The organism is Brevundimonas sp. SGAir0440 (assembly GCF_005484585.1).
GTDB lineage: Bacteria > Pseudomonadota > Alphaproteobacteria > Caulobacterales > Caulobacteraceae > Brevundimonas.
This window is the reverse complement of record NZ_CP039435.1, coordinates 2231841-2255278: the sequence shown is the minus strand read 5'-3', so window position 1 is coordinate 2255278 and position 23438 is coordinate 2231841. Positions and strand designations below refer to the sequence as shown.

The following is a 23438-nucleotide window of genomic DNA, read 5'->3' as shown; positions in this document are numbered from 1 at the left end:
ATGCGCGCCTTCGCCGAGCTTCTGGACCGCCTGTCCCTGACGGCTTCGCGCAATGCGAAGCTGGTGCTGGTGCGCGACTATCTGAGAGCGACGCCCGATCCGGATCGGGGTTGGGCGCTGGCGGCCCTGACCGGCGACCTGACGTTCGACGCGGCCAAGCCGGCCATGATCCGAAAGGCGGTCGAAGGCCGGGTCGACAGCGTGCTGTTCGGCTGGTCCTACGACTATGTGGGCGATCTGGCGGAGACGGTGGCCCTGATCTGGCCGGTGACGCCGGACCACCGGCCGAACCGAGAGCCCGAACTGGCCGAGGTGGTCGAGGCGTTGAGAACCGCCACGCGGACCGAGGTGCGCGGCCTTCTGGAAGGCTGGCTGGATGCGCTGGAGCCGAAGGGGCGCTGGGCGCTGCTGAAGCTGATGACCGGGGCCTTGCGCGTCGGCTTGTCGGCGCGGCTGGCCAAGACGGCGGCGGCGATGATGCGCCCAGATGCGGTGATGGCGCCGCCTTCGCCGGACGGAGACGAGGCGCAGACGACGCTGGAGGCGCTCGACGCCTCGGCCATCGAGGAGGTCTGGCACGCGGTCGAGCCGCCCTACGCCGATCTGTTCGCCTGGCTGGAGGGCAGGGCGGAGCGGCCCAGCCCGGATGCGCCCGGCCGGTTCCGACCCGTGATGCTGGCCGTCGCCATCGATGAAGCGGTCGATCTGCCCAAACTGTCGCCCGCCGACTACGCCGCCGAGTGGAAATGGGACGGCATCCGGGTTCAGGCGGTGCTGGAGGGCGAGGTCCGCAAACTCTATTCGCGCACCGGCGACGAGATTTCGGGCTCCTTTCCCGATGTGATGGACGCCCTGGCGTTCGAAGGCGCGATCGATGGCGAGCTGATTGTCTGGCGCGACGGGGCGGTCGCGCCGTTCGGGGAGCTTCAGCAGCGGCTGAACCGAAAGTCGGTCGACGCCAAGGCGATGCAGGCCTTTCCGGCGGCGGTCGTCGCCTATGACCTGCTGGCCCAGGACGGCGAGGACCTGCGCAGCCTGCCGCTGCGAGAGCGTCGGGCGCGCCTGGAGGCCCTGGTCAATGGTCATACCGGCGAGCAACTGCACCTGTCGCCGGTGGTCGATTACGCCGATTGGGATCAGTTGGCGCGGTTGCGCGCCGACCCGCCGGTTGGTGCGGCGGCAGAGGGGCTGATGCTGAAACGCTGGGACAGCCCCTATCTGGCGGGGCGACCCAAGGGGCCGTGGTTCAAATGGAAGCGTGACCCGCACGTCATCGACGCCGTCCTGATGTACGCTCAGCGGGGGCACGGCAAACGCTCCAGCTTCTATTCCGACTACACCTTCGGCGTCTGGACGCCGGAAGGGGCGCTGACGCCGGTAGGCAAGGCCTATTTCGGCTTCACCGACGAAGAGTTGAAGCAGCTCGACAAGTTCGTGCGCGATCACACCATCGACCGGTTCGGGCCGGTGCGTTCGGTGCGGGCCGAGCGGGATTTCGGCCTGGTGCTGGAGATCGCCTTCGAGGGGCTGAACCGCTCGACGCGGCACAAGTCGGGCGTGGCCATGCGCTTCCCGCGCGTCAGCCGCATTCGCTGGGACAAGCCGGCGCGAGAGGCCAACACCATCGACGATGTGATGGACCTGCTGGACGCCATTGAAAGCGGCGGCGGGCGGATCGCAAAGGCCTGAAATCGGGCACTCGGGGGTTCCAATCGTCGCGTCAGGCGTTAGACCCGACCTCATGTCTCTGCCTCTTTCCAACGAAGTCGCCGACGCGGTGGCCGCAGGCCGTAAGGCCGTTTCGATCGACGCCGCCATGATCGCCAAGCTGACCGACATGGCGGGCGATTTCGCGATCAACCTGACCATCGCCATCCTGATCTTCGTCGCCACTCTGTTTGTGGCGAAGTGGGCGGCGGGCGCAGCACGCAGAACCCTGTCGCGAGTGCGCGGCTTCCGACATGACCCGACCGTCCTGAGTTTTGCGGTGCAGGTGGTGCGGGTTGTGGTGATCATCATCGGCATGATCGCCGTGCTGCAGCGGCTGGGCGTTCAGACGACCTCGATCATCGCCGTGCTGGGTGCCGCGTCCTTGGCGGTGGGCCTGGCGTTGCAGGGCACGCTGTCGAACGTGGCGTCGGGGATCATGCTGCTGGTGCTGCGGCCCTACCGGGTCGGCGACGTGGTCGATGTCGGCGGGATGAGCGGCACGGTGCAGCGACTGGACCTGTTCACGACCCAGCTGTCCAACGCCAACAACCACAAGATCGTCATTCCGAACTCCAAGGTGCTGAGCGATCCGCTGACCAATCTGACCGGCCAGCAGACGCGCCGGATCGAAATCAACTTCACGGTCGGCTATGGCGACGATCTGAACCAGGCGCGCTGCGTGCTGGCGGATATGGCCGCCGCACACGACAAGGTGCTGCACGATCCCCATCCGTGGACCGGCGTGACGGGCCTGCTGGACAGTTCGGTGCAGGTGACGCTGCACGCCTGGGTGAAGGTCGGCGACTGGTGGCAGACCCAGGCCGATCTGATGCAGGGCGGCAAGGAGGCGCTGGACGCCGCCGGGATCGAGATTCCGTTCCCGCATCAGGTTGCCGTGCCCTATGGCGATGAGGATGTGGTCCCGGTCGTGCGCGTTCGCACGGTCGATGACGATACTGCCGACTTGAAGGCGACGAACCGTTGATGCGTTACGATTTCGGCTCCGACAACACCGCCGGCATGGCGCTGAGCGCCATCGAAGGCCTGGTGCGCGCCAACAAGGGATTCGCCCGCGCCTATGGCGCAGACGAGGTCACAGCCCGCGCCGCCGACCAGATTCGTCAGCGTCTGGACGCCGACGCCGAGGTGCGTTTTGTATTCAGTGGGACGGCGGCCAACGCCATCGCCCTGTCGATGCTGGCCCAACCCTATGAGGCTGTGCTGGCTCACCATGCGGCGCACATCTGCACCGACGAGACGGGGGCGCCGGGCTTCTTCGGTCACGGCGTCGGCCTGATCGGGCTGCCGGGCTTCTCGGGCAAGATCGATCCATTGGCGCTGCAGGCGCAGTTGGGCGAACCCGAAGTCGGGCATCGTCAGCCGCCCGCCGCCCTGTCGCTGACACAGGCCACCGAATATGGCTCGGTCTATACCGAGGAAGAACTGCGCCATCTGATCGAACCGGCCAAGGCGCTGCGCTACGGCGTTCACATGGACGGCGCGCGCCTGACCAATGCGGTCGCCGCCGGTTTCGACCTGAAGGACATTCCGCGCTTGGGCGTGGACGTGCTGGTGTTCGGCGGGGCCAAGGCGGGCGCCAACTGCGCCGAGGCGATCGTGCTGTTCGACAAGAGCCTGGCGCGGCGACTGGACAACCGTCTGAAACAGGCGGGCCAGACGTCGTCCAAGACGCGTTTGTTGTCGGGTCCGATGCTGGGCTTGCTGGAAAGCGGCGATTGGGAATCGGGCGGCGCCCACGCCAATCTGATGGCGCAGCGCTTGGCGGCCGGCATTGCGGGGCGGTCGCCCTTCGTCCTGGCCCATCCGGTGGAGGCGAACGCCGTCTTCGTGCGGATGCCGCCAGAGGCGCACGCCCGCCTGAACGAAATGGGCTGGGCCTGCTACGCCTTCGATGACGGTTCGGTGCGCTTCGTCTGTTCGTGGGCGACGCAGGAAGCGGCCGTGGACGAGCTGATCGAGGCGGTCGCCGGTCTGGGCTGAGCCATTAATCCCTGCTTGCGCGCCAGCGTGGCCTTTCCCCGGTCGCATTGGCTTTCCATATGCGGATCATGGCGATGCGAGGCGAACGCTCCGGCGGCAGGCGTGACCCGATGGTCAAGGCGCAGCAGGCAGGGAGCCCACAGGACAAGACGGACGGACCCCCGACGCTGACGGCGCTGGCGGACCTTGCGCGGCTGGTGGCCCGATCGGGCGCGCCGCACCTGAAACTGCGGCTGATCTCGGCCATCCTGCTGACGCTGGCGGGCAAGGGGCTGGGCGTTCTGGCGCCGCTGGTGCTGGGCGCGGCGGTCAACCGTCTGGCGGCGGGGCAGGGTGCGGCGACCGCCGTCGGCCTGGGCTTTGCAGCCTTCGCCATCGGCTGGGCCCTCGTGCGGTTTCTGTCGGCGGCCTCGCCACTGGTGTCGGACGTGGTGTTCGCGCCCGTCCGCGCCGCCGCCCAGCGCGCGACGGCGGCCGAGGCCTTCGCTCATGCGCTGAGCCTGTCGCTGGACTTCCACCAGACCAAACGCTCGGGCGCCCTGTCGCGGACGATGGACCGGGGATCGCGCGCGGTGGACTTCCTGCTGCGCATCCTGGCCTTCAACCTGGTTCCGACCGGGGTGGAGCTGGTGCTGGCGGCCGGCGTGCTGGGCGCCAAATACGACTGGCGTTTCGCCGCCGTCGCGGTGGTCGTGGTCGTCATCTACACCGCCGCCACCTTCGCCATGTCCAACTGGCGGCTGGAGCATCGCCGGATCATGAATGCGGCCGACTCCGAGGCCGCCGGCGTCTCGATCGACGCCTTGCTGAACTATGAGACGGTCAAGTCGTTCGGGGCCGAGACGCGCGCGGCCCAGACCTATGACCGCGCGCTGGGCGATTATGCCGAGGCGTCGCTGAAGGCCAACAGTTCGCTGAACATGCTGAACGGGATGCAGGCCCTGGTGATGAACCTGGGCCTGGGCGTCATGGCGGTGATGGCCGGCTTCGAGGCGGCGGCCGGACGGATGGGGCCGGGCGACGTGACGGCGGCGGTGCTGATCATGATCTCGCTGTATGCGCCGCTGAACATCCTGGGCTTCGCCTATCGGGAAATTCGTCAGTCCTTCATCGACATGGAGGAGATGCTGAAGGTGACGCGACAGACGCCGCAGGTCGCGGATGCGCCGAACGCCGTCGCCCTGCCGCGGCCGGTCGATGCGCGCGGGGCGTCGGTGGCGTTCGAGGCCGTCGGCTTTCGCCACGACGCGCGGGCCAATGGGCTGGAGGACGTCAGCTTCTACGCCGCGCCGGGCACGACGACGGCGCTGGTCGGGCCCTCCGGCGCTGGCAAGTCCACCATCGTCAAACTGGCGCTACGCCTGCTCGATCCGCAGGAAGGGCGCGTGCTGATCGACGGCCATGATGCGCGCGAGGTGACCCAGGCCTCGCTGCGATCGGCGGTGGCGTTGGTTCCTCAGGATGTGGCGCTGTTCAACGACACCCTGGCCGCCAATATCGCCTTCGCCCGGCCCGAGGCGGATGAGGCGCAGGTATGGGCGGCCGCGGAGGCGGCGGAACTGGCCGACTTCATTCGCGGCTTGCCGGACGGGATGCAGACCAAGGTCGGCGAACGGGGGCTGAAGCTGTCGGGCGGCGAACGTCAGCGGGTGGGCATCGCCCGGGCCCTGCTGGCCGATCCGTGCATCCTGATCCTGGACGAGGCGACCAGCGCGCTGGACAGCCGAACCGAGGCGGCGATCCAGAAGACCCTGCGCAAGGCCAGGAACGGCCGCACGACCCTAGTGGTCGCACACCGGCTGTCGACCGTGGCGGACGCGGACCAGATTCTGGTGCTGAAGGCCGGGCGGATCGTCGAACGCGGCGGTCACCACGAACTGGTGGCCCGACAAGGCGGGGAATACGCGGCGCTGTGGCGCAAACAGACGCGCGGCGGCAAGACGCCTCAGATGGCCGACTGATCGGCGGTCGGGAGCTTCTTTCTCAGAACCTCGTGCAGGTTCGTCAGGATGGCGGTCCGCGCGGCCTGCTCTTGCGGCGGCAGCGCCAGCAACAGCTTCATCGCCTGGGCATGGACCGTGGCGATGCGCCAGTCGAAACCGCCCTGACGCGGCGCGGCGTCCAGCAGGTCGCACAGGCCCTTGGCCGCCGTGCACAGGTCGTCCATCTCGAACGGGCTGGCCGCATCGATGATCTGGCTGGAGGCGGAATAGGCCAGGTCCAGCCGCATCGGCTCAATCAGGTTCGGGTCGGGCTTGGCCAGCAGAGCCGCGATATTGTCGCCGATGATGGCGCGGGCCTGATCCTGAAGTCCGTCCAGATTGGCGCGGGCATGGGCCAGGGCGACCCCGACGCTGACGCCGCCGGGGCGATCCAGCATCTCTGCCAGACGCGACTTGCGCTGAGTGTGGGTGATGACGGTCATAGGGTCAGACTCTCCATCCCCTTCGCCTTGCGTATCATGTCGGCGCGGCGTTCCACGCCTTCATAGCCGGTGTGTCGGAACCGGCGATCCGGCCCCAGATAGTCGCCGACCTCCAGGAAGGGCCGGCTGTCGCGCGCCACCCACAGGATGCGCTCCAGCAGAAGCGCCGGGCTGAAGGGCTTGGTGACGACGAAGTTGGCGCCGCAGTCTCGCGCCTCGGCGACGCGCCCGCGACGAATGTGGCTGGCGGTCATGATGACGGGGGTGAAGGCGTTGGGATTGGGGCCGGAGCGGCGCAGCCAGCGCACCAGTTCGAACCCGTCGATGTCGGGCATGTCGGTATCGACGACCAGCAGATCGACGGGCTTGTCGGTCAGCAGCTTCTTGGCTTCCATACCCGTGCCGCACGCATAGGTGGGTCGGATGCCGAAACCGGTCAGGGCGTTGGACGTCAGGGTCAGGGAGAACGGCGAATCGTCGACGATCATCGTGATCGCCCCGGCCAGGTTGAAGACGGCGCTTTCACGCAGGGACTCGCCGCCGCTCATGGCGCAAAGGCCCCCGTCTGTCGCGCCGCTGAACTCATGGCCGGTCGCAAACCCCGATGCCCCTGAACGAAGCGCCGAGCTTGGCAGACGAGGGTGGATGCTGCGTTAACGCTGGTCGCCGGAGCGACCGGGCGTCAGAGGGCGCCGATGGCGTAGAAGCGATCCGCGCGACGCTTCTTGATCTGCTGCGGCGTCAGGCCGTCGAAGCCCTTCAGCTCTTCGGCCAGCACGTCGCCGACATTGGCCATGGCCGTGTCGCGATCGGTATGGGCCCCGCCGACAGGCTCGTCGATCAGGCGGTCAACGATCTTCAGCTGCATCAGGTCCGGGCCGGTGATCTTCATCGCCATGGCCGCGTCCTTGGCCCGCGCGCCGTCGCGCCACAGGATGCCGGCGGCGCCCTCGGGCGAGATGACCGAATAGATGGAGTGTTCCAGCATCAGCACGCGGCTGGCTGCGGCGATGGCGATGGCGCCGCCCGAGCCGCCTTCGCCCGTGATGGTGGCGATGGAGGGCACGCCCAGGGTCAGGCAGCGCTCGGTCGAGCGGGCGATGGCCTCGGCCTGGCCGCGCTCCTCGGCGCCCAGGCCCGGATAGGCGCCGGCGGTGTCGATGAAGCTGAGGACCGGCAGGCCGAACTGCTCGGCCATGTCCATCAGGCGCACAGCCTTGCGATAGCCCTCGGGTCGCGCCATGCCGAAGTTGTGGGTGATGCGGGTCGCGGTGTCGTGGCCCTTTTCGTGGCCCATGATGACGACGGGCCGGCCGCGGAACCGGGCCAGACCGCCCAGGATGGCCTGGTCGTCGCCGAACTGACGGTCGCCGTGCAGCTCGTTCCAGTCGGTGAACAGGCTCTGGACATAATCGATGAAGTGCGGGCGCTGCGGATGACGCGCGACCTGGGTCTTCATCCAGGGGTCGAGGCCGGCGTAGGTCTTCTTGCGCAGTTGGTCGGCCTTTTTGCGCAGGCCCTCGATCTCATGGTCGATGTCGCCCGAGGTGTCGGCCAGCAGCGACAGCTCCTCGATCTTGGCTTCCAGATCGGCGATCGGCTTTTCGAAGTCGAGATAGTGCGTGGCCATCAAGGCGTCCGGGAACTGCAAACGGGCGAAAGCGCCCTTGGGGAAGGCGCGCGAACCTAGAGAGGTCAACGCCGCCGGGCAAGCGGGGGTTCAGAAGGCCTTGGGTAAACCAGCCTGTTTAAGGACTGAGTTGGCGGTGTGGCGGCTCTTCGAGCGCGGCACGATGACGGCATGCGGTCGGTCGGGATGCCGCCATTTCTCATGGCTGCCCTTGGCGTTCACGACACGATGCCAGCCGGCGGCGAAGAGAAGGGCGGTCAGTTCGGGGTAGAAGTCTTTCGGCATGGCGGCTTCCGATCAGGGCAGATCGCGCATCATCGCCGCCGACATTTCCGGCTCAACGCACGGTCACGCAGCGATCACGTCAAATCCACCAGCCGCTTCGAACCGCACTGGGACAGCGCCATGAATGCCGAGATTTTCCGCCAGAAGCTCAGGCGCGAAATGGCGAGCGAGGTTCTCGAACTCACCGAGTGTCGCCGTTTCCAGCACCAGCCCGACGATATTCGACTCGCTGCACCAGACTCCTGCCTCGGGATCCCAGATCGCCTTGACGTAGAACTCTTCAGCCATAGCCGGAATATGCGCCATCAGTCGTCGCGCGCCAAGGGGTGGTTTTGGTGGACGACCTGAGCCAGGCGGTCGGTGGCGACGTGGGTGTAGATCTGGGTCGTGGCGATATCGACGTGGCCCAGCAGGGTCTGGACGACGCGTAGGTCGGCGCCGCCTTCAAGCAGGTGGGTGGCGAAGGCGTGGCGCAGGACGTGGGGGCTGACGCGGGCGGGGTCGATGCCGGCCGTGATCGCCGCCTCGTCCAGCAGTTGAGCGAAACGGCGTGGGGTTAAGTGGCCCGTGCGGCCGGAGGAGGGGAACAGCCAGGGACTGTCGGGGGCCTCAGGCTTGCGTCTGGCGTCGCGCGCGACGAGCCAGGCCTTGATCGCTTCGCGGGCGGCGGCGTTGAGGGGGGCGAGCCGATCCTTGCCGCCCTTGCCGCGCACGATCAGATAGGCGGGGTCGCGCCGAACGGCCTCGACTTTCAGCCCCAGCAGTTCGGACACGCGCAGGCCGGAGGCGTAGGCCATCTCGACCAGGGCGACCAGGCGCAGGCCCGCCGCCGCGTCACGGGCGGCCGAGGCGGCCAGCAGGGCGCCGATCTCGGCGCGGCTCAACACCTTGGGCAGGGACCGGCCCTGTTTGGGGGCGTCGAGGCGGCGCGAAGGGTCGTCGGTGCGCCACCCCTCGGCCAGGGCGAAGCGGTAGAACTGGCGCGCGGAGGAGCGGCGACGGGCGGCGGTGGCGGCGGATAGACCGCGCCGCGACAGGTCCGCGAACCAAGCCTCGACCGCTTCGGCGTCGGCCTTCATCAGTCCGCCGGCGTCCGACAGCGCCATCTCCGCGTCCGCCAGATCGCGGCCATAGGCGGACAGCGTATGGGGCGAGGCGTCGCGTTCGACCGCCATCATCTCCAGAAAGGCCTCGATCTGGGGCGTCATGCGGCGATCCGCAGCCTGAACGACTGGCGCAGGGTCAGGCTTGGTGTAGAGGTTTTCTGGATCATGCCTGCCCGCGCCGCTGCCTTCGCCTTCCTCTCGACCGACAGTTCCGCCGGAGCCGCCGGATGAGGCGGCGCGCGAATCCGGGTCCGACCCGCACCATAGCCCTGGTCGGCCTGATGGGGGTGGGCAAATCGTCGGTCGGTCGTCGGCTGGCCAATCGGCTGCGACTGCCGTTTGCGGACGGGGATGTAGAGATCGAGGCGGCGGCCGGGATGACGGTGTCAGAAATCTTCGCCGCCCTGGGCGAGGCCGAGTTCCGCGCGGGCGAGGCGCGGGTGATCCGCCGGCTGCTGGAGGGGCCGCCCATCGTGCTGGCGACCGGCGGCGGGGCGATGATGAACCCGGAGACGCGGGCGCTGCTGAAGTCCAAGGCCGACACCGTCTGGCTGAGGGCCGATCTGGCGGTCATCGCGGAACGGGTGGCGCGCCGCGACACGCGGCCCCTGCTGCGCGGCAAGGATCCGCTGGAGGTGCTGACCGGCTTGGCCGAGGCGCGCTATCCCATCTATGGCGAGGCCGATGTTGCCGTGGACGTCGGGCAGGGCTCGCACGGCCAGGCAGTGGACGCCATTCACAAGAACCTGCGCCGACACTGGCGCCAAAGACGACGCACGGAGACCCCGCAATGACGATCATTCCGGTCAGCGGCGGGGCCTTTGCCGCCTATGACGTCGTTGTGAGACGCGGGCTGCTGGCGCAGGCTGGCGCACACATCACGCCGTTGGCCAACGGGCGGACGGTCATCGTCACCGACGAGACGGTTGCGGGCATCCACGCCGATACCCTGACCGCGTCGCTGACGGCGGCGGGCGTGACCAGCGAAATCGTGGCGGTGCCGGCGGGCGAGGGCTCCAAGTCCTTCGCCGAGCTGGAACGCGTGCTGGACCGGCTGCTGGAGATCGGTCTGGATCGCAAGGATGTGGTCATCGCCTTGGGCGGCGGGGTCGTCGGCGATCTGGCCGGTCTGGCGGCGGCCCTGTTCATGCGCGGCATAGACTTCGTGCAGATTCCGACGACCCTGCTGGCCCAGGTCGACTCGTCCGTCGGCGGCAAGACGGCCATCGATACGCCGCGTGGCAAGAACTTGGTCGGCGCCTTTCATCAGCCGCGTCTGGTGCTGGCGGATATCGACGTGCTGGCGACGCTGCCGGAACGTCAGGTGAGGTCCGGCTGGGCCGAGGTGCTGAAACACGGGCTGATCTGCGACGCGGCCTTCTTCGATTGGCTGGCGGGCGAGGGGGCTGCGGGCGCCAAAGGCGATCCGGCTGCGCTGGAACGGGCGGTGATCCGCTCGGTCGAGATCAAGAGCGCGGTGGTCGGCGAGGACGAGAAGGAGGCGGGGCTGCGCGCCCTGCTGAACCTGGGTCACACCTTCGGCCATGCGATCGAGACCGAGGTCGGCTTCGACGAAGGGGCGCTGGCGCACGGCGAGGCGGTGGCGCTCGGCTGCTGCATGGCCTTCCGATATTCGGCGGCCGAGGAGCTGTGTTCGGCAGACGATGTCGAACGGGTCGAGGCGGTGGTCGCGGCGGCTGGGCTGCCCACCCGGCTGGATCAGGCGGGATCGTTCTCGGCCGACCGTCTGCTGGCCCTGATGGCGGGCGACAAAAAGGCCGAGGGCGGGGCGCTGACCCTGATCCTGACGCGCGGCATCGGCCAGGCCTTCGTCGCCAAGGGCGTCGATGCGGCCAAGGTGCGGGCCTTCCTGACCAAGGAAGGCGCGACCGCGTGATGCGAATCGCCTCGGTTGCTCTGGAGGATCGCTTCGTGCGGCTGGAGCCGTTCGAGGAAGGACTGGAAGCCGACGTCAAGGCCGCGCTGGATTGCGATCCCGAGGCCTGGGATATCATGGTCGCCCCTGCCCATGGCGATCATTTCGAGGCCTGGTGGAAGGCTGCGCTGGCGGCGATGCAGGCGCAGACGCGGATCGCCTATGCGGTGCGGCGACGCTCGGACGGGGCGGTGGTCGGGACGACCAGCCTGTATGAGATCAACCCGGCCTATCGCCGCTGCGAGATCGGCTCGACCTTCTATCGGCCCGAGGCGCGGGGCGGGGTGATCAACCCGGCCTGCAAGCGGCTGTTGCTGGGGCATGCCTTCGACGCGGGCGCTGTGCGGGTCGAGATCATCACCGACGCCGTCAACCCCCACAGCCAGGCCGCCATCCTGAAGCTGGGCGCCAAGGCCGAAGGCGTGCTGAGGAAGCACAAGATCACCTGGACCGGCCGGGCGCGCGACACCGCCATGTTCGCCGTCATCGACGACGACTGGGCCGAGGTGCGCGAGAGACTGGACCGCCGATTAGCGGCCTTCGCTTAGTCTACCGCCCGGCATTCCGTTGGCTGACGGCCTTCGACCGACCAGGTGGCGAGGACGCCCTTGCCGCGCAGCTCGACGTTGGAGGCGCGGTACCAGATGCCGTCGGCGGCGCGCTCCTGATACAGGTCGATGGCCTCGCCGGACGAGTTGCGGATGGTGGCCATCTGGCGCGGGTTGTCGAAGTCGACCGACAGGCGCTCGCCGTTGTCGCAAAGATAGACGGTGTGGACGACGCGGTTCAGGGTGCGGTCCTGGATTTCGGCGCCGGTGCGCTGGCGGGCGGACTGGGCCTGGATGGCGCGTTCTTTGACCTCGTCGCCGGTGCGCGGCGCCTTGTCGGGGTCGGCGCCGCAGGCGGTGAGGAGGGCCAGGGCGGCCAGGCCGCTGAACACGATCGGCTGCGGCAGATCCGGCTTGAACAAGGTCTTCTCCCTCCACGGCCCCGCCCAACGGCGCAGCTTTTCGCGGCGTTTTAACGTGCGCCGCCTGTCGCCGTTCCCCGTCTTTGACGGAAGAAGGATTTCAGCAGCGACGACGCCTCGTCCGCCAGAAGGCCTGAGTCCGTGCTGGGACGCCAGTGGCAGGTGGGTTGTTCGAACAGGCGCGGGCCATGGATGACGGCGCCGCCCTTGGGATCGTCGGCGGCCCAGACGACGCGGCCGATGCGGGCGTGGCTGATGGCGCCGGCGCACATGGCGCAGGGCTCCAGCGTCACATACAGGGTCAGGCCGGTCAGGCGGTAGTTGTCCAGCGCCGTCGCCGCGCGCCGCATGGCGACGATCTCGGCATGGGCGGTGGGGTCGCGAGCCGCAATCGGACCGTTCGCGCCGGTCGAAATTACCTTACCTGAGGCAGGATCGACAAGAATTGCGCCCACGGGCACCTCTCCTGCGTCCGCCGCCGCTTGCGCTTGGTCCAGCGCCATGCGCATGAACCGCTCATCATGGTCCGCCATACAGACGACAACGACAAGAAGCCCCGCGCCCGTCAAGACGAACGGTCGCCCCGGCCCTTTAAATCCTCCGGTCCCCGCAAGAGCGGCGACGGGACGAGATCATTCGGCGACAAGCCGCGCGGCCCTCGCGAAGACGGCGCCAAGCGGTTCGGCGACAAGGCCGACCGCCCCCGCAGCGACAAGCCGCGCAGCGACCGGCCCCGCACCGATAAGGGCGGCAAGGACGGCAAGTCCAAGACGCCTGAGACGCCTCTGCGCGCCGAGCGAATCGCCAAGACCATGGCCCGCGCCGGCATCGCCTCGCGCCGCGAGGTCGAACGGCTGATCGGTCTGGGCAAGGTGGCGGTCAACGGCCGCATCCTGGATACGCCCGCGACGCTGGTGACGCGCGACGACGTCATCACCGTGGACGGCAAGCCGATCGGCGGGGCGCAGGCGACGCGTGTCTGGCGCTATCACAAGCCGGCGGGCCTGTTGACCAGCCACAGCGATCCGACGGGTCGCCCGACGGTGTTCGACGCCCTGCCGGCCGGTCTGCCGCGCGTGATTTCGGTCGGGCGGCTGGACCTGGCGACCGAAGGCCTGCTGCTGCTGACCAACGACGGCGAGCTGAGCCGGGCGCTTGAGCTGCCCTCGACCTCGCTGGTGCGTCAGTACCGGGCGCGGGCGCGGGGCAAGATCACCCAGGAGCAGTTGGACGCGCTGAAGGACGGCGTGGTCGTGGACGGCGTCTCCTATGGCCCCATCGAGGCCAAGCTGGACAAGGCCAAGGAGTCCAAGTCCGAAGACGGCAAGGCGCCGGCGAACCTGTGGATCTCGGTGTCGATCACCGAGGGCAAGAACCGCGAGGTCAGGAAGGTGCTGGAGTCCGTCGGCCTGACGGTCAACCGGCTGATCCGCCTTGCCTACGGCCCATTCCGCCTGGACGTGCTGCCGGTCGGGTCGGTGGAAGAGGTCGGGCCGCGCGTGATCCGCGAGCTGCTGGCCGACTACATCCGGCCCGAGAACCTGCCGACCGGCAATACGGTCGAGACGCCCGCGCCCATCCCCGGCCGTCGGGTCTCGACGCCCATCGTCAAGGGCCGGTCGGGTTCGGCCATGTCGGATCCGTCGCGCAAGCCTAGCCGCGTCCGCGCCGCCGAGACGGCCCAGGCGGTTGCGGTCGAGCGCCGCGAGCGTCCTCCCAAGAAGGAAGGCTGGGCCAAGGCCGCGCCCAAGTTCGAGCATTCCAAGACCTTCAAGCCGCGCGAACGCACCGCGCCCGCCGGCGACCGCCCGGCGCGTGAGGCCAACTCCGTGAGGGATGGAGATCGGCCCAAGCGCGCCTTCAAGCCGCGCGAAGACCAGTTCATCGACGATCGGCGCGGCAAGCCCGGCGCCAAGCCGACGGGACGCGCCGGTTCCGGCCCTCGCGCCGGGGGCCTTGGCGGCAAGCCGAGCGGCGGCCGCGACTTCAAGCCTCGCACGGGCGGCGGCAAGCCGGCCGGTCCGTCTGGAACCAGCGGACGCGGACCCGGCGGCAAGCCGCGCACGCCGCGCTGAGGATCGCCGCCGGGGACTGAGCGATGACGATTTCGACAGGGCGGTGCCTGTGCGGCGCCGTCACCTTCACTGCGACGCCGAACGGCGGGATGCACGCCTGCCACTGCCCGACCTGCCGGCGGCAGTCGGGCGGCATCCTGTTCAGCGTCGACTGCGGCGACAGCGTCGCGGTCACGGGCGAGGTGGCGACCTATGTCTCGTCCGAGTGGGCGACGCGGCAGTTCTGCCCCGCCTGCGGGACCGGCCTGTTCTGGCGCTCAAACGACGGGGCGATCACCATGGTCTCGGCCCAGGCGTTCGACGATCCGGCGGCCTTTGTCCTTGAGGACGAGTTCTGCATCGAGAGCAAGCCGGCGACCTATGCGCTGGCGGGCGAACGGCCGCGCCTGACGACGGACGAGCTATGGGCGCAGTTCGCGCCGTCGCGGGATTGACGGCAAGGGTTGCGACAGGGGGAATGGCGATGACGACGACGACGACAGCGGACCTGAGCCCGGCGAAGGGCGATCACAGCCTGGAGCGGCTGCTGCTGTTCTCGGACGGGGTGTTCGCCATCGCCATCACCCTGCTGGCCATCGAACTGCATGTGCCCGAAGGCTGGAACGGACAGTGGGCCAGCCTGTGGGCCGAGCGGTGGCCGATGTTCACGGCCTTTGCGCTGAGCTTCGCCATCATCGGCGTCTTCTGGAACACGCACCGGCGAGTGTTCGCCCGCATGATCGGCTTCAGCAACGGGGTCATGATCTTCAACATGTTGGCCCTGGCCGGGGTGGTGCTGATGCCGTTCGCCACGACCCTGCTCTACGAACAGCCGCGCAACGGAGAGGGGGCCTGGATCTATCTGAGCCTGGTGGCCCTGGTCGGCGTGATGCACGCCGGCGCCTATGGCTGGGCCGCCTTCGTCACCGATGCGATCCGGCCGCGGCCGCATTGGGCGGTGCGCGCCACGGTGGTCGTGACCCATGCCCTGATGCCGGGGCTGGCCTGCGCGCTGAGCTTCTTCCTGATGGCGAGAGGCGTCGGGCTGCTGGCGGCCGTGACGGCGCTGGCGCTGGGGCTGCTGATCGCCGGCCGGGTGTGGGTCGGACGCCGCTTCGGCGGAGCCGCCTGATGCGGATCGTCGCCGGAAGCCTGAAGGGGCGGGCCATCGTCGCGCCGGAGGGGCAGGGCACGCGCCCGACCTCGGACCGCGCGCGCCAGGCCGTGTTCAACGTGCTGGAGCACGCCGCCTGGGGCGAGAGCCTGCAAGACCTGCGGGTCATCGACCTGTACGCCGGTTCGGGCGCCCTGGGGTTCGAGGCGGTCAGCCGGGGCGCGGGCTTCTGCCTGTTCGTCGAGACGGACGACGGGGCGCGCGGCGCGATCCGCGAGAACGCCGACGCCTATGGGCTGATGGGACGCACGCGGGTGCATCGCCGAAGCGCGACGGACCTGGGCGTGCGGCCCGGCCCGATCGCCGAGGCGTTTGACCTGGCGTTTCTGGACCCGCCCTATGGCAAGGGGCTGGGGGAACAGACGCTGGCGCGGCTGATCGATGGAAGCTGGCTCAAGCCCGGCGCCCTGGTGGTGTTCGAGCGCGGGTCGGACGAGCCGGAGATCGACACCCCCGGCTATCAGCGTCTGGATGCGCGCGATTATGGCGCAGCCAGGGTGCTGTTCCTGAAGGTGGCGGACTCCGCCGCCTGAGCGGAAAATGTCTACTGCGCGTTTTTACAGTGCACTTTCGTGCAGATTTTTGCGAGCGGGTCGCAACCGTCTCAGTCCTCGGGCGGCGGCCCCAGCAGGGCCTCGTCTTCATCCTCGATCTCGCGCCGCATGTTCTCCATCAAGGCGGTCACCTCCTCGCGGCTCATGCCCCTGAAGAAGTCTCGGTCGAAGGCGCGGGCCTCGCGGGTCAGTTCGTCGGCAAGGGCGCGCCAGCGGCGGGCGTCCGACGCGCGTCCGCCCTCGGCCGCCTCGGCGAAGCGCAGGCGCGCGGTGCGGGCCAGGTCGTCCATGTCCAGGTCGGAATAGAGGTTCAGGTCCAGCTCTCCGGGCGGCGGTTCGACCTGATCGCTGCGCCGCCAGCCGTATTTGCGGGCGCGGCGGCGAAAGGCGGACAGGCCCAGGTCGTGGCGACGACACACGGCCTCGGCGCTGAGACCCGACAGATAGTCGGTGCGGGCCTGGGCCCAGATGGCGGCTTCACGGATGCGGTAGGGCTCGGTCATGATCCCAGCCATAGACCGGCGCTACGTCAGACGCGGACGTGGGAGTCTCCCATCCTTCTCCCAGTGGGAGAAGGTGGCCCGAAGGGCCGGATGAGGGTCGGGCCCATCCGTCGGCGTCAGCCGTCGCAAGGGAAGAACTAAAGCAGCCGACCCTCACCCTTTCGGCTTGGCGCGTCGCTGCGCTCCGCGAGCCTCAAGCCCTCTCCCAACGGGAGAGGGTGTCAGAATTTGGCGACCAGGCCGCGCGCGGCGGCCGTCACCTCGGCCCAGGTGATCTCGAACCCGTCGTCGTCGCCGAAATAGGGGTCGGCGACGGCCTGGCCCTCGCGGCCGGGGACGTGGTCGAGCAGCAGGCTGAGCTCGGCGGTCGCGTCGTCGGGCCGCAGGCGGCGCAGGTTCTTCAGGTTCTCGTGGTCCAGGGCGATCACATGGGTGAAACGGCGAAAGTCCGCCTGCGTCACCTGCCGCGCCTTCAACCCCGAAATCTCGACCCCATGCCGCCGCGCCGTCGCCTGCGCTCTCGGGTCCGGCGCCTCGCCCGCATGCCAGTCCCCGGTCCCGGCGGAATCGACGATCAGATCGAGCCGGAGCCGCTCAGCCTCGGCGCGCAGGGCGGCCTCGGCCAGAGGCGAGCGACAGATGTTGCCGAGGCAGACGAAGAGGAAGGAGGGCATTTGGATTAGAGAGCAAACTCTTCGGCAACTATCTCAGTTATGCCTGACCGAGTACGGGGGGCGGTTCAGCCTCTCGCGCCTGAGGTCCATTATTATGGAGGCCTTGGGACCAGTCCCGTAATGCTTGAACCGCACTTTCCATAGCTTGAAGATGCTGATCGATTTCATCCGCGGGAACGTCTCGAGCGATTGTTGCACCACGTGTTTGCTCGATAGTGGCCATCCGGATAGGGCCAGCGACCCCTCCGGGATTTGTCTCGATGACATGCTGGATTGTCCAAGCTGTTAAGAATGTAGCCAAGCGCACAGTTGGCATGGTTCCTTGGGGACAAAAGATATCAGCAAGGTATCTGAGGAATGGGTCCGCTGATAGTTTCCCAGAGCCGAGCGCCGCGTAAAAATGATGTTCATCCAGCAAACGTGGCTGGATTGCTCCCTCGAACATACAGCAATGAGAATTGCCATTATGTTGGAAAGCGACGACCGCATTGACGTGCGATGGCGTGGCACCTGAGTTGTGGAACTGCTGCGTCAAAGAGTTCGTCAACGCGAGAGCGTAATCAATCGGATGACCGACTTGGTTTGCTAGGGCATGGCTTCCAGCGGCCATGATTTGAAATCTTGCACCCAGGCCTTGATCTCCTGCGAAGGCAAATATTTGCTCACCATCAATCCGGCCAACCTTTCGACCCTTGTGATGGCCCACGCCTTGGCCACCCATCGATGGCGTAAGCATGCTGTCAGCACCAACGACAACACCATCTGTGCAGAGGAACGCAACGACTACAGTCATCCGCGAAATATACTGTTTACCCGCATATCCGGATATCGTTCATAAATTGCAGACACTAAATCGGAGAAAGAAAGGCGGCGCACCCAACTGGCTACTGCTGCAACATACTCTCTCATCTGCGGGTCAATGCTGCCGAGGATTTCAATCCCGCGCGCGGTTCCCGCCGGTGTAGTCGAGTAAAGTCTATACCGGCCGGAATTAAAGGTCTGCACAAGGCCTTCATCACGAAGAGCATCGATCCGATCGTATAGCGCGCGATCAAAAGGGCCATAGTCGTAGGGCTGAAAATTGAAATGTGGTCCACCGAGTGGCTTTGCAGCTTCTCGGTCTAGGACAAAAAAGAGCTTTTGCAGCTGAACAGGTGAAAAAGTCGCTCCCGGTTCGGAAGCGCTAAGCCCTGCAACAATCATTTCGTCGCGAGTCATCTGCGATCTCCAGTTCGTTGGATACTACCATCACGAAGGATCAAAGGGTTAACGCCGATTCTTGCGCGCGCGATATCGAGCGGAACAGCCTTCTGCCGTCAACGCCTCAGCGGATGCCAAGCTTCTCAGCAATCTTGGACAGAAGATGACCAATGTTGTGGTAGTCCATGAAGCCCGCCACGGCACCGCAGCTTCCGCAGTGAACCGCAAGGAGCTTGAATCGCGAGTTCCGAGGCTCGGTCATCGTAACTTCAAATGTAGGGCTATCGCATTTCATACAACGGGGTGTAGCCATCTCGTCCTCCTATTGACCCACGGATAGCTGAGCCGCACGTCAGATTTGGACGTGGCGCAACTTAGGTTTCTCACCTTCTCCCGAACAGCTTCTCCAGATCGTGCAGCTTCAGCTCCACATAGGTCGGGCGGCCGTGGTTGCATTGGCCGGAGTGGGGGGTGGCTTCCATCTGGCGGAGCAGGGCGTTCATCTCCGGCGCCGAGAGGACGCGGCCTGAGCGGACGCTGCCGTGGCAGGCCATGGTGCCGCAGATGGCGGCGAGGCGTTCCTTGAGCGACAGGGCCTGGCCGTGTTCGGACAGGTCGTCGGCGATGTCGCGGATCAGGCCCTGAACGTCCGTGTCGCCCAGCATGGCCGGGGTCTCGCGCACCAGGACGGCGCCGGCGCCGAAAGCCTCGACGATCAGGCCCATCTCGGCCAGTTCCTCGGCCCGCCCGGCGACGCGTTCGGCCTCCGCGGGGTCCAGATCGACCACCTCGGGCGTCAGGAGAGCCTGGCGGGTCACGGCCCCCTCGGCCATCTGGGCCTTCATCCGTTCATAAACCAGCCGCTCGTGGGCGGCGTGCTGATCGACGATGACCAGGCCGTCGCGGGTCTGGGCGACGATATAGTTGGCGTGGAGCTGACCCCGCGCGGCGCCTAGAGGATAGTCGAGGGGGTCGTGAGGCTGAGTGGCGAGTGGCGAGTGGCCAGTGGCGAGGTCGCGGTTTTGGGCGGGCTGCGACGGCCATGAGGGGCCGTCCCATGACGGCTCGACGCGGGCGCTGCGTTCGTTGAGGCCGGGCAGGACCTGGGCGGTCTGGGAAGCCGGCGCGTTCCAACCGGCCCATCCGGACCAGCCCTCGGCGCTCGTCCCTCGCCACTCGCCACTGTGCGTCACGCCGGTGTGGGGCTGGAAACCCACCTGAAAACTGGACAGGGCGTCGGCCGCGACGGTCGTCGAGGCGCGGTGGCCGGCGGCGTGCAGCGCGTGCCTCAGGGCGCCGACGATCAGCCCGCGCACCAGGGCCGGATCGCGGAACCGGACCTCGGCCTTGGCCGGATGGACGTTGACGTCGACATAGAGCGGGTCGATGTCGAGGAAGAGGACGGCGGCCGGATGCCGGTCGCGCGCCAGGAAGTCGGCGTAGGCGCCGCGCAGGGCCCCTTGCAGCAGCCGGTCCTTCACCGGGCGGCCGTTGACGAACAGATACTGATGCGCCGCATTGCCGCGCGAATAGGTAGGCAGGCCGGCGTAGCCCGACAGGCGCACGCCGTCCCGCTCCTGATCGATCAGCAGGGCGTTGGCCTCGAAGTCGCGGCCCAGCAGGGCCGACAGCCGCCGCAGCCGGCCTTCGTCACCGGGATGTTCGGCGGGCAGGCGCAGGGTGACCTTGCCGTCCAGCGACAGGGTGAAGGCGACGGCCTCATGCGCCATCGCCTGGCGCTTGATCTCTTCGGAGATGGCCATGGCCTCGGACCGCTCGGACTTCATGAACTTGAGCCGGGCGGGGGTGGCGTAGAACAGGTCGCGCACCTCGACCCGCGCGCCGTGCGGGCCGGGGAAGGGGGCGGGGGCCAGGGGCCGGGTCTCGCCGCCCTCGACCGTGATGGCCCAGGCGTCGGTCTCGTCACGCGACCGGGTGGTGATCGACAGGCGGGCGACTGAACCGATGGAGGGCAGGGCCTCGCCCCGGAAGCCCAGGGTGTGGATGCGCAACAGATCCACGTCGCCGGCGTCGTCGGGCTCTAGCTTGGACGTGGCGTGGCGTTCGACGGCCAGCGGCAGTTCTTCGCGCGGAATGCCCTTGCCGTCGTCGGCGATCAGGATGCGCGACAGGCCGCCGCCGTCGGCCTGGATCTCGATGTTGCGCCCGCCGGCGTCCAGGGCGTTCTCGACCAGTTCCTTGATGGCGCTGGCCGGCCGCTCGACCACCTCGCCGGCGGCGATGCGGTTGACGGTTTCGGGGGAAAGGCGGCGGATGGGCATGAGCAGGCGAAGATAGGGCGCGGGGGGGATTCGCGCCATGCACGATCCTTTCCCTCTCCCGTTGGGAGAGGGTGGCCCGAAGGGCCGGGTGAGGGTCGGGCGGTAGGCCAGTTCGCAACGCCGCGACCCTCACCCTTTCGCGCAAAGGCCGATCGCTGACGCTCTCGGGCGCTCAAGCCCTCTCCCAACGGGAGAGGGATCAATCTGCGGTCTTGGACTTGGCGGCCTTCTTCGCCGGAGCCTTCTTGGCGGCCGGTTTCTTGGCGGTCGCTTTTTTCGGAGCGGCGGCCTTCTTGGCGGGCGCCTTCTTCTTGGGCGCGGCGCCGGCCTTGGCGGCCAGAAGAGGCAGGGCGTCTTCCAGGGTCAGGTCTTCGGGCGCGGTTCCCTTCGGCAGGGTGGCGTTGATCTTGCCGGACTTGACGTAGGGGCCGAAGCGACCGGCCATGACGTGGATCGGCTCGCCCGTCTCCGGGTGGGCGCCCAGGTCCTTGAGCGGCGCCGCCGCCGCGCCGCGACCGGGACGACCGGCGCGCTTTTCCGCCAGCAGGGCGACGGCGCGGTTCAGGCCGACCTCGAACACCTCGTCGATGTCCGACACATTGGCGTAGGTCCCGGCGTGCAGGACGAAGGGTCCGTAACGGCCCAGGCCCGCCGTGATCATCTTGCCGTCCTCGGGGTGGACCCCGACCTCGCGCGGCAGGGCCAGCAGACGTAGGGCCTGGTCCAGCGTCAGGGAGGCCGGCGACCAGCCCTTGGGCAGGGACGAGCGTTTGGGCTTGTCGCCCTCGGGCGGCGTGATTTCGACGTAGGGGCCGAAACGGCCGATCTTCAACTGGACCGGCTGGCCCGTTTCCGCATCGACGCCCAGTTCGCGGTCGCCGCTCTCGGCCGAGCCGTCCTCCGCCGACGGGCTGGCGACGGGGCGGGTGTATTTGCACTCGGGATACCGATCGCAGCCGATGAAGGCGCCGAAGCGGCTGGTCTTCAGGCTGAGCTGACCCTGATGGCACAGGGGGCACTCGCGCGGGTCAGTCCCGTCGCCCTTGTCCGGGAAGATATGGGCGCCCAGGCTTTCGTTCAGCGCGTCCAGAATGGCCGTGGTGCGCAGTTCGCCGGCGGCTTGCGTCGCGGCGTGGAAGTCCTGCCAGAAGTTGCGCAGCAGCACCTTCCAGTCCAGCTGACCGGCCGAGACCTCGTCGAGCTGGGTCTCCAGCGCGGCGGTGAAGTCGTATTCGACCCACTTCCTGAAGAACTGCTCCAGGAAGGCCGTAACCAGCCGTCCCTTGTCCTCGGGATAGAAGCGGTTCTTGTCGACGCGGACGTATTCGCGGTCGCGCAGGGTCGACAGGGTCGAGGCGTAGGTCGAGGGGCGGCCGATGCCCAGCTCTTCCAGCTTCTTGACCAAGGTGGCTTCCGAATAGCGCGGAGGCGGTTCGGTGAAATGCTGGTCGGTGCGGATGGCGTCGACTTTGGCCTTGGCGCCTTCCTTCAGGGCGGGAAGGCGGCTGGTGTCGTCGCTCTCGTCGTCTTCGGCGCCCTTCTGCTTTTCGTCGCGGCCTTCCTCATAGACGGCGAGGAAGCCGTCGAAGGTGACGACCTGGCCGGTGGCGCGCAGACCCGTCTGGCCGTCGGCGGTCTCGATGTCGACGGTGGTGCGGTCCATCCGGGCCGCCTCCATCTGCGAGGCGACCATCCGCTTCCAGATCAGTTCATAGAGGCGCTGAAGATCGGATTCGAGGCGCAGGCTGTCGGGATGGCGCGCGATGTTGGTCGGCCGGATCGCTTCGTGCGCTTCCTGAGCATTCTTGGCCTTGGTCTTGTAATAGCGCGGTTCTTGCGGGACGAAGGCCGGGCCGAACTGCTGCCCGATGACCTCGCGCGCCTGGGCGATGCCCTCGGGCGTGGTCTGGACGCCGTCGGTCCGCATATAGGTGATCAGGCCGCCGGTCTCGTCGACGCCCTCATACAGTTTCTGCGCCGCCTGCATGGTGCGCTGGGCCGAGAAGCCGAGCTTGCGCGCCGCCTCCTGTTGCAAGGTCGAGGTGGTGAAGGGCGGGGCCGGATTGCGGCGGACTGGCTTCTTCTCCACCGCATTGATGGTGAAGTCGCCGGCGGCGATGGCCGCGCGGGCGGCGGAAGCCGTGGCCTCGTCCTTGATGTCCAGGCGCTGGATGCGCTTGCCGGCGTGCTTGACCAGGCGGGCGGTGAAGGGCGGGCTGTCGGCGTTCAGGTCGGCCTCGATGGACCAGTATTCCTGAGCCTTGAACTTCTCGATCTCCATCTCGCGATCGACGACGATGCGCAGCGCCACGGACTGGACGCGGCCGGCCGAGCGGGCGCCCGGCAGCTTGCGCCACAGGACCGGCGAGAGGGTGAAGCCGACGAGGTAGTCCAGCGCGCGGCGGGCCAGATAGGCCTCGACCAGCTCCATGTCGATCTGACGCGGATTGGCCATGGCGTCGAGCACGGCGGACTTGGTGATGGCGTTGAAGGTGACGCGCTGGACCTCTGTGTCCTTCAGCGCCTTCTTCTTGTTCAGCACCTCGAGCACGTGCCAGCTGATGGCTTCCCCTTCGCGGTCGGGGTCGGTCGCCAGGATGACGCGGTCGGCGCGCTTGGCGGCCGCGGCGATTTCGGACAGGCGTTTGGCGCCCTTGGCGTCGGCCTCCCAATGCATGGAGAAGTCGTCGTCGGGCAGGACCGAACCATCCTTGGACGGCAGATCGCGGACGTGGCCGTACGAGGCCAGGACCTCATAGTCCGAGCCCAGATACTTATTGATGGTCTTGGCCTTTGCGGGGCTCTCGACGATGACGAGGTTCATAACGGTCCGGTCTCGGGAAGGGGCGCGAACGTGGTTGGAGCGGAGCCGTGAGTCAATCGCACCTGTCGTCTTACATTCCAGGGTAGTTGTGTTTTAATGAAGCGCGGTTA

At 67.6% G+C, this 23438-nt stretch carries 25 protein-coding genes; 11 read left to right on the top strand and 14 right to left on the bottom strand.

Going from position 1 to position 23438, the window contains the following annotated elements; translation table 11 throughout:
* From E7T10_RS11165 to E7T10_RS11150, 4 genes are all read left to right on the top strand, one after another.
* On the top strand, window positions 1–1689 hold the full coding sequence (locus E7T10_RS11165; RefSeq protein WP_137721853.1) for a cisplatin damage response ATP-dependent DNA ligase: 1689 nt from the start codon (window positions 1–3) through the stop codon (window positions 1687–1689).
* Between the two features lie 52 nt (window positions 1690–1741).
* On the top strand, window positions 1742–2695 hold the full coding sequence (locus E7T10_RS11160) for a mechanosensitive ion channel family protein (protein WP_137721852.1): 954 nt from the start codon (window positions 1742–1744) through the stop codon (window positions 2693–2695).
* On the top strand, window positions 2695–3711 hold the full coding sequence (locus tag E7T10_RS11155) for a low specificity L-threonine aldolase (protein WP_137721851.1): 1017 nt from the start codon (window positions 2695–2697) through the stop codon (window positions 3709–3711). The genes E7T10_RS11160 and E7T10_RS11155 overlap by 1 nt, the downstream gene beginning before the upstream one ends.
* A 74-nt stretch (window positions 3712–3785) precedes the next feature.
* The gene (locus E7T10_RS11150; protein ID WP_137721850.1) at window positions 3786–5672 is read left to right on the top strand and encodes an ABC transporter ATP-binding protein/permease; all 1887 of its coding nucleotides are present in this window, start codon (window positions 3786–3788) and stop codon (window positions 5670–5672) included.
* Here E7T10_RS11150 and E7T10_RS11145 read toward each other — a convergent pair.
* The 6 genes from E7T10_RS11145 to E7T10_RS11120 form a co-directional block, all read right to left on the bottom strand.
* Window positions 5657–6136: a chemotaxis protein CheE gene (locus tag E7T10_RS11145; protein WP_137721849.1), complete on the bottom strand. Its 480-nt coding sequence runs from the start codon at window positions 6134–6136 to the stop codon at window positions 5657–5659. The two genes, E7T10_RS11150 and E7T10_RS11145, sit on opposite strands and share 16 nt — an antisense overlap.
* Window positions 6133–6684 (bottom strand): PleD family two-component system response regulator, encoded by a 552-nt coding sequence (locus E7T10_RS11140; RefSeq protein ID WP_137721848.1) that lies wholly within the window; start codon window positions 6682–6684, stop codon window positions 6133–6135. The genes E7T10_RS11145 and E7T10_RS11140 overlap by 4 nt, the downstream gene beginning before the upstream one ends.
* A 134-nt stretch (window positions 6685–6818) precedes the next feature.
* Complete coding sequence (locus tag E7T10_RS11135; RefSeq protein ID WP_039247728.1) at window positions 6819–7766, bottom strand: acetyl-CoA carboxylase carboxyltransferase subunit alpha; 948 nt, start codon at window positions 7764–7766, stop codon at window positions 6819–6821.
* Window positions 7767–7856: 90 nt separating this feature from the next.
* Entirely contained in the window at window positions 7857–8051 is a 195-nt protein-coding gene (locus E7T10_RS11130) for a type II toxin-antitoxin system HicA family toxin (protein ID WP_137721847.1), read from the bottom strand.
* 63 nt (window positions 8052–8114) lie between these two features.
* Complete coding sequence (locus tag E7T10_RS11125) at window positions 8115–8357, bottom strand: DUF1902 domain-containing protein (RefSeq protein ID WP_246845993.1); 243 nt, start codon at window positions 8355–8357, stop codon at window positions 8115–8117.
* Window positions 8357–9259: a site-specific tyrosine recombinase XerD gene (locus tag E7T10_RS11120; protein WP_137721846.1), complete on the bottom strand. Its 903-nt coding sequence runs from the start codon at window positions 9257–9259 to the stop codon at window positions 8357–8359. Before E7T10_RS11120 ends, E7T10_RS11125 begins: the two co-directional genes overlap by 1 nt.
* Window positions 9260–9384: 125 nt before the next feature.
* Between E7T10_RS11120 and E7T10_RS11115 the strand changes: the two genes are divergently transcribed.
* Genes E7T10_RS11115 through E7T10_RS11105 form a run of 3 tightly spaced genes read left to right on the top strand, consistent with a single transcriptional unit; the run spans window position 9385 to window position 11641 of the window.
* Entirely contained in the window at window positions 9385–9951 is a 567-nt protein-coding gene (locus tag E7T10_RS11115) for a shikimate kinase (RefSeq protein ID WP_137721845.1), read from the top strand.
* Window positions 9948–11054, top strand: coding sequence for a 3-dehydroquinate synthase (aroB, locus tag E7T10_RS11110; protein ID WP_137721844.1), 1107 nt, complete (start codon window positions 9948–9950; stop codon window positions 11052–11054). The genes E7T10_RS11115 and aroB overlap by 4 nt, the downstream gene beginning before the upstream one ends.
* Window positions 11054–11641 carry a GNAT family N-acetyltransferase gene (locus E7T10_RS11105; RefSeq protein WP_137722618.1) on the top strand — a complete coding sequence of 196 codons (588 nt, stop codon included), beginning with the start codon at window positions 11054–11056 and terminating at the stop codon, window positions 11639–11641. The genes aroB and E7T10_RS11105 overlap by 1 nt, the downstream gene beginning before the upstream one ends.
* Here E7T10_RS11105 and E7T10_RS11100 read toward each other — a convergent pair.
* Entirely contained in the window at window positions 11638–12063 is a 426-nt protein-coding gene (locus tag E7T10_RS11100; RefSeq protein ID WP_246845992.1) for an MliC family protein, read from the bottom strand. The two genes, E7T10_RS11105 and E7T10_RS11100, sit on opposite strands and share 4 nt — an antisense overlap.
* 50 nt (window positions 12064–12113) lie before the next feature.
* On the bottom strand, window positions 12114–12572 hold the full coding sequence (tadA, locus tag E7T10_RS11095) for a tRNA adenosine(34) deaminase TadA (protein WP_168189937.1): 459 nt from the start codon (window positions 12570–12572) through the stop codon (window positions 12114–12116).
* A gap of 12 nt (window positions 12573–12584) precedes the next feature.
* Here tadA and E7T10_RS11090 point away from each other — a divergent pair, with 12 nt between their 5' ends.
* From E7T10_RS11090 to rsmD, 4 genes are read left to right on the top strand one after another with little or no spacing between them, the layout of a single operon-like run.
* On the top strand, window positions 12585–14138 hold the full coding sequence (locus E7T10_RS11090; protein ID WP_137721842.1) for a pseudouridine synthase: 1554 nt from the start codon (window positions 12585–12587) through the stop codon (window positions 14136–14138).
* 23 nt (window positions 14139–14161) lie between these two features.
* Window positions 14162–14572, top strand: a complete 411-nt coding sequence (locus E7T10_RS11085) for a GFA family protein (RefSeq protein ID WP_246845991.1) — start codon at window positions 14162–14164, stop codon at window positions 14570–14572.
* 29 nt (window positions 14573–14601) lie between these two features.
* Complete coding sequence (locus E7T10_RS11080; RefSeq protein WP_168189936.1) at window positions 14602–15249, top strand: TMEM175 family protein; 648 nt, start codon at window positions 14602–14604, stop codon at window positions 15247–15249.
* Window positions 15249–15824 carry a 16S rRNA (guanine(966)-N(2))-methyltransferase RsmD gene (gene rsmD, locus E7T10_RS11075; RefSeq protein ID WP_137721840.1) on the top strand — a complete coding sequence of 192 codons (576 nt, stop codon included), beginning with the start codon at window positions 15249–15251 and terminating at the stop codon, window positions 15822–15824. The genes E7T10_RS11080 and rsmD overlap by 1 nt, the downstream gene beginning before the upstream one ends.
* Before the next feature lie 71 nt (window positions 15825–15895).
* Here the strand turns inward: rsmD and E7T10_RS11070 are convergent, their stop codons facing one another.
* The 6 genes from E7T10_RS11070 to topA all read right to left on the bottom strand — a co-directional run bounded on the left by E7T10_RS11070 (window position 15896) and on the right by topA (window position 23328).
* Window positions 15896–16348, bottom strand: coding sequence for a hypothetical protein (locus tag E7T10_RS11070; protein WP_137721839.1), 453 nt, complete (start codon window positions 16346–16348; stop codon window positions 15896–15898).
* A gap of 221 nt (window positions 16349–16569) precedes the next feature.
* Window positions 16570–17022, bottom strand: a complete 453-nt coding sequence (locus E7T10_RS11065) for a low molecular weight protein-tyrosine-phosphatase (RefSeq protein ID WP_137721838.1) — start codon at window positions 17020–17022, stop codon at window positions 16570–16572.
* Between the two features lie 37 nt (window positions 17023–17059).
* A complete protein-coding gene (locus E7T10_RS11060) occupies window positions 17060–17815 on the bottom strand; it encodes a hypothetical protein (RefSeq protein ID WP_137721837.1) in 756 nt (251 codons plus the stop codon).
* Entirely contained in the window at window positions 17812–18240 is a 429-nt protein-coding gene (locus tag E7T10_RS11055) for a hypothetical protein (RefSeq protein WP_137721836.1), read from the bottom strand. Before E7T10_RS11055 ends, E7T10_RS11060 begins: the two co-directional genes overlap by 4 nt.
* A gap of 365 nt (window positions 18241–18605) precedes the next feature.
* Window positions 18606–20504, bottom strand: coding sequence for a DNA mismatch repair endonuclease MutL (gene mutL, locus E7T10_RS11050; RefSeq protein ID WP_137722615.1), 1899 nt, complete (start codon window positions 20502–20504; stop codon window positions 18606–18608).
* A gap of 199 nt (window positions 20505–20703) precedes the next feature.
* Window positions 20704–23328, bottom strand: coding sequence for a type I DNA topoisomerase (gene topA / locus E7T10_RS11045; protein WP_137721835.1), 2625 nt, complete (start codon window positions 23326–23328; stop codon window positions 20704–20706).
* Window positions 23329–23438 lie beyond the last annotated feature (110 nt).

Excerpts from the sequence above, each read along its gene's own strand:
- E7T10_RS11060 (WP_137721837.1), bottom strand. The coding sequence starts at position 17,815 with ATGACTGTAGTCGTTGCGTTCCTCTGCACAGATGGTGTTGTCGTTGGT.
- E7T10_RS11120 (WP_137721846.1), bottom strand. The coding sequence starts at position 9,259 with ATGACGCCCCAGATCGAGGCCTTTCTGGAGATGATGGCGGTCGAACGC.
- E7T10_RS11070 (WP_137721839.1), bottom strand. The coding sequence starts at position 16,348 with ATGACCGAGCCCTACCGCATCCGTGAAGCCGCCATCTGGGCCCAGGCC.
- tadA (WP_168189937.1), bottom strand. The coding sequence starts at position 12,572 with ATGCGCATGGCGCTGGACCAAGCGCAAGCGGCGGCGGACGCAGGAGAG.
- E7T10_RS11130 (WP_137721847.1), bottom strand. The coding sequence starts at position 8,051 with ATGCCGAAAGACTTCTACCCCGAACTGACCGCCCTTCTCTTCGCCGCC.
- E7T10_RS11140 (WP_137721848.1), bottom strand. The coding sequence starts at position 6,684 with ATGAGCGGCGGCGAGTCCCTGCGTGAAAGCGCCGTCTTCAACCTGGCC.
- E7T10_RS11135 (WP_039247728.1), bottom strand. The coding sequence starts at position 7,766 with ATGGCCACGCACTATCTCGACTTCGAAAAGCCGATCGCCGATCTGGAA.
- topA (WP_137721835.1), bottom strand. The coding sequence starts at position 23,328 with ATGAACCTCGTCATCGTCGAGAGCCCCGCAAAGGCCAAGACCATCAAT.
- E7T10_RS11165 (WP_137721853.1), top strand. The coding sequence starts at position 1 with ATGCGCGCCTTCGCCGAGCTTCTGGACCGCCTGTCCCTGACGGCTTCG.
- E7T10_RS11155 (WP_137721851.1), top strand. The coding sequence starts at position 2,695 with ATGCGTTACGATTTCGGCTCCGACAACACCGCCGGCATGGCGCTGAGC.
- E7T10_RS11150 (WP_137721850.1), top strand. The coding sequence starts at position 3,786 with ATGCGAGGCGAACGCTCCGGCGGCAGGCGTGACCCGATGGTCAAGGCG.
- rsmD (WP_137721840.1), top strand. The coding sequence starts at position 15,249 with ATGCGGATCGTCGCCGGAAGCCTGAAGGGGCGGGCCATCGTCGCGCCG.
- E7T10_RS11055 (WP_137721836.1), bottom strand. The coding sequence starts at position 18,240 with ATGACTCGCGACGAAATGATTGTTGCAGGGCTTAGCGCTTCCGAACCG.
- E7T10_RS11065 (WP_137721838.1), bottom strand. The coding sequence starts at position 17,022 with ATGCCCTCCTTCCTCTTCGTCTGCCTCGGCAACATCTGTCGCTCGCCT.
- E7T10_RS11125 (WP_246845993.1), bottom strand. The coding sequence starts at position 8,357 with ATGGCGCATATTCCGGCTATGGCTGAAGAGTTCTACGTCAAGGCGATC.
- mutL (WP_137722615.1), bottom strand. The coding sequence starts at position 20,504 with ATGCCCATCCGCCGCCTTTCCCCCGAAACCGTCAACCGCATCGCCGCC.
- E7T10_RS11145 (WP_137721849.1), bottom strand. The coding sequence starts at position 6,136 with ATGACCGTCATCACCCACACTCAGCGCAAGTCGCGTCTGGCAGAGATG.
- E7T10_RS11090 (WP_137721842.1), top strand. The coding sequence starts at position 12,585 with ATGGTCCGCCATACAGACGACAACGACAAGAAGCCCCGCGCCCGTCAA.
- E7T10_RS11085 (WP_246845991.1), top strand. The coding sequence starts at position 14,162 with ATGACGATTTCGACAGGGCGGTGCCTGTGCGGCGCCGTCACCTTCACT.
- E7T10_RS11115 (WP_137721845.1), top strand. The coding sequence starts at position 9,385 with ATGAGGCGGCGCGCGAATCCGGGTCCGACCCGCACCATAGCCCTGGTC.
- E7T10_RS11080 (WP_168189936.1), top strand. The coding sequence starts at position 14,602 with ATGACGACGACGACGACAGCGGACCTGAGCCCGGCGAAGGGCGATCAC.
- aroB (WP_137721844.1), top strand. The coding sequence starts at position 9,948 with ATGACGATCATTCCGGTCAGCGGCGGGGCCTTTGCCGCCTATGACGTC.
- E7T10_RS11105 (WP_137722618.1), top strand. The coding sequence starts at position 11,054 with ATGCGAATCGCCTCGGTTGCTCTGGAGGATCGCTTCGTGCGGCTGGAG.
- E7T10_RS11160 (WP_137721852.1), top strand. The coding sequence starts at position 1,742 with ATGTCTCTGCCTCTTTCCAACGAAGTCGCCGACGCGGTGGCCGCAGGC.